Source organism: Nonlabens sp., assembly GCF_965660805.1.
Taxonomy (GTDB): domain Bacteria; phylum Bacteroidota; class Bacteroidia; order Flavobacteriales; family Flavobacteriaceae; genus Nonlabens.
The window spans coordinates 1-3340 of sequence record NZ_CBFIBE010000076.1 but is presented as its reverse complement, the minus strand read 5'-3'; the positions used below and the strand labels follow the sequence as shown (position 1 = coordinate 3340).

At 36.0% G+C, this 3340-nt stretch carries 3 protein-coding genes; 2 read left to right on the top strand and 1 reads right to left on the bottom strand.

Annotated elements, in window-relative coordinates; genetic code table 11:
* Positions 1-86: 86 nt before the first annotated feature.
* Complete coding sequence (locus ACTF48_RS10930; protein ID WP_438963194.1) at positions 87-1757, bottom strand: alpha-amylase family glycosyl hydrolase; 1671 nt, start codon at positions 1755-1757, stop codon at positions 87-89.
* 132 nt (positions 1758-1889) lie between these two features.
* Here ACTF48_RS10930 and ACTF48_RS10925 point away from each other — a divergent pair, with 132 nt between their 5' ends.
* Together ACTF48_RS10925 and ACTF48_RS10920 are read left to right on the top strand one after the other, a co-directional pair.
* On the top strand, positions 1890-2765 hold the full coding sequence (locus ACTF48_RS10925) for a sterol desaturase family protein (protein ID WP_438963193.1): 876 nt from the start codon (positions 1890-1892) through the stop codon (positions 2763-2765).
* Positions 2766-2830: 65 nt separating this feature from the next.
* Positions 2831-3250, top strand: a complete 420-nt coding sequence (locus tag ACTF48_RS10920; protein ID WP_438963192.1) for a hypothetical protein — start codon at positions 2831-2833, stop codon at positions 3248-3250.
* Positions 3251-3340: the final 90 nt, after the last annotated feature.

Here is a 3340-nt window from a genome sequence, read left to right as displayed (position 1 = left end):
ATCTTTATTCTCGGTTAAGAGTTTAAAGATAAAGTATCTTTTATGGATATTTAGAATTACGCTTTCGCGAAAGCGTAAAACAACGACTACTCTACTTCTTCCAGTAGCACCACTCCATTCTCAACTACAGTAGTGACTTTACCTTCTACTATCTCTAGGACTTGATTTGTGTAAGCATTTCTAAGCTGTGTTACTTGGTCAAAGACTTTAGAAACATCTATAGTGATCTGGCCATTTTCTAAACCTGCGCCTGCAAGAATGTGATCTTCAAAACCGTTGTTATCATACCAGCGACTAAATAATGTTCCAGACCCATCATGTGGTAAAGAAAAATGTTTTCCAGCACCTACGGCAGGATGTTTACTGCGATACTGTCCTAGTTTTTGCCAGTGCTCAAGGACTTCTTTATTCATATTTTCCCAATTTATTACAGAGCGTAATGTCGCATCTCCTTGAGTTCCTTCTATAACGAGTGACCTAGCGAGTTCATCGCCATAATAGATTTGAGACATTCCAGGAGTGAGTAATAATTTAGTGGCACTTTCAAAAGCACGTTCTCGTTTTGCATCAAAAGGTTGCCCATCATCATGACTGCTTATGTAGTTCATAAAATAAGCCGGATCATTAGGTTTTTCTGTAAGCAAACTGTCTTTAAAACCATCATAACGCTTAAATAATTCCTTATACGGCTCGCTGGCATGATATTTAAACCCGAAGTTAATCATGGCCTCATATCCGTAATTAAAATAATCTACTGGTTGCTCCTTAAAATAATAATTTCTTCCACCACTTACTTCATAGCCATATAACTCGCCTAAGATAAAGAACGGATCATCATGAATGATTTGATCTGGATGTGCCTTTTTCCAATCTTCATAAGCAATAAATGCTTGCTCATTAAATACTTGCCAGACTTCTTCTTCTACGTGTTTAACGGTATCTATTCTAAATCCGTCAACTCCAGTTTCACGAGCATAATCGGTCACCCATTTGATGATATAATTTACCGGTGTACGAGCTAATTGAGTACGTTCAAAAAAGGCGTCTAGCTCTGCTACTTCTTGCTCGTAACGACCTTCGGCTTTCCATTTTTTAACGAGATGTTCTGGTAAGGATACTTCTTCTTTACTTTCTGTTTTTATATCTGGTAAGTTATTAGTTAAGGTACAGGTTACCGCAGTTTTCTGATCTTGATAGGTACATGATGGACCTGTGCGCACCCAATCTTCTGGCCATACAGGATCAATCTCTGTCACTGGACCAGTATGGTTAATGACTACATCCAGTAAGATTCTTATATTCTTATCGTGTGCTTTTTGAACTAGGGTTTGAAACTCTTCTAGTGTTCCGTAGCTAGGCTCTACGGCTGTCCAGTCCTTAGCCCAGTAACCATGAAAAGCATAAGTAAATCCTGTTCCTTCATCTACTCCATCGTGAATTTGTTCCCAGATAGGTGTGAGCCATATCGCATTTACTCCTAAATCGTTAAAATAACCCGATTCAATTTTTTGAGTAATTCCAGCAAAATCGCCTCCTTTAAAACCACGTAGTTTTCCAGTTTCTTTATCTCTTTTTATAATAGCATCATTAGAAGGGTCTCCATTATAAAATCTATCTGTCAGTAAGAAATAGACGTTTGCAGCACTCCAGTCAAAGTAAGGTCTGGATTCTTCTTGAGAAGTTATCACTTGATTTTCATTTGTTTTACAAGCCATAACGCTTGAAATCAGCAATACAAGTAGCAGCGTTTTTTTCATAATTAGGATTTTGTAGCCCAAAAATAACCGATAGTAATAACTTTATAAGCCTATAGATTTCTATTATTAATATAACGATGTAGTTGCGATAATAGTTCGTAATTTTAAACACTTAATAACGACCTTAAATTCATGCAAGATTACCTAGAAATCTTTCTACACTCTTTTAGCGATTACTGGAATTATTTAGTACGTGAGATCACCACGCCATCATGGACTAACTATTTTTACTGGTTAATAGGTTTATCCATACTAGTCTTTGCTCTAGAGGTACTCTTGCCATGGCGCAAGAATCAAAAAGTGTTACGTCGTGATTTTTGGCTGGATTTATTTTATTTATTTTTCAACTTCTTTTTATTCTCGCTCGTAGGTTATAATTCTATTTCTAACGTTGCTGTAGCCGCTTTTAATGATGGATTAAACGCAATAGGAATTACTAATCTAGTCGCAATTGAGCTAGGTAATTTACCGGTATGGACTCAATTGCTGATCATGTTTATCATAGCAGATTTTGTGCAGTGGAACATTCATAGGTTGTTACATCGTGTGCCGTGGCTTTGGGAATTTCACAAAGTACATCACAGCGTTAAAGAGATGGGATTTGCGGCGCAGTTCCGTTTTCACTTTATGGAAACGATTATTTATAAAAGCTTACAGTATTTACCTCTTGCCATGCTTGGTTTTGGGATCGAGCAGTTTTTTATCGTTCATATGGTGAGTGTTTTTATAGGTCACTTAAATCATGCAAACCTCAATTGGGACTATGGGCCATTAAAATATGTATTTAACAATCCTAAGATGCATTTATGGCACCACGCTAGAGAACTACCTGCTGATCATAAATATGGAGTAAATTATGGACTATCACTCAGTTTGTGGGATTATATTTTTGGAACAGCTCATGTACCTTACCATCAAGCATATTTAGAACTGGGTTTTCATGGAGATGAGAATTATCCAGAGAATTTTGGTGAGCAATTGTTAGAGCCTTTTAAAAAAGATTCATAGCTTTATTACGCAACCATATCCCTTCAGTTGTATCTATAACTATAAAGCCCCAGAACATATAGGTTATGAAATCCATTAAATTGATCTTTCTTTTATGCTTTGCATTTTTAATTTTTGCAAGTTGCAATAGTGATGATGACCAAACTAATTCTACAACTACGATCAATGGAACCTGGCACTTGAAAAATGTACGTGGAGGTTTTGTGGGAATCAATATAGACTATAGTCGTGGCGAGGTCATTTATGATTTTAATCTTAGTAACAATACTGTAGACATCACTAATAACATTTTAACTACTGGTCCTCAAGATATTTATGCGGGACTAGATAGTGGAACATATCCCATACGCATAGAACAAAACGGAAACACTGAAACGTTATTTATCGATCATATAGATAAAGGAACTATCGACTTACAAGGCAGCATTCTTTACTTAGATGATAACATAGCCGCAGACGGATTTCTAATGGAATTTGAGCGTTAAAACTTCAAATTATATACCTATTTATGTTTCTAATGCCGTATTCTTAATTTGAATTATTTTTTGACTAGATGATAAAGAAAATTAAAGCAT

Bases quoted from the DNA above. Each gene is read 5' to 3' on its own strand.
- ACTF48_RS10930 (WP_438963194.1), bottom strand. From the start codon at position 1,757: ATGAAAAAAACGCTGCTACTTGTATTGCTGATTTCAAGCGTTATGGCT.
- ACTF48_RS10925 (WP_438963193.1), top strand. From the start codon at position 1,890: ATGCAAGATTACCTAGAAATCTTTCTACACTCTTTTAGCGATTACTGG.
- ACTF48_RS10920 (WP_438963192.1), top strand. From the start codon at position 2,831: ATGAAATCCATTAAATTGATCTTTCTTTTATGCTTTGCATTTTTAATT.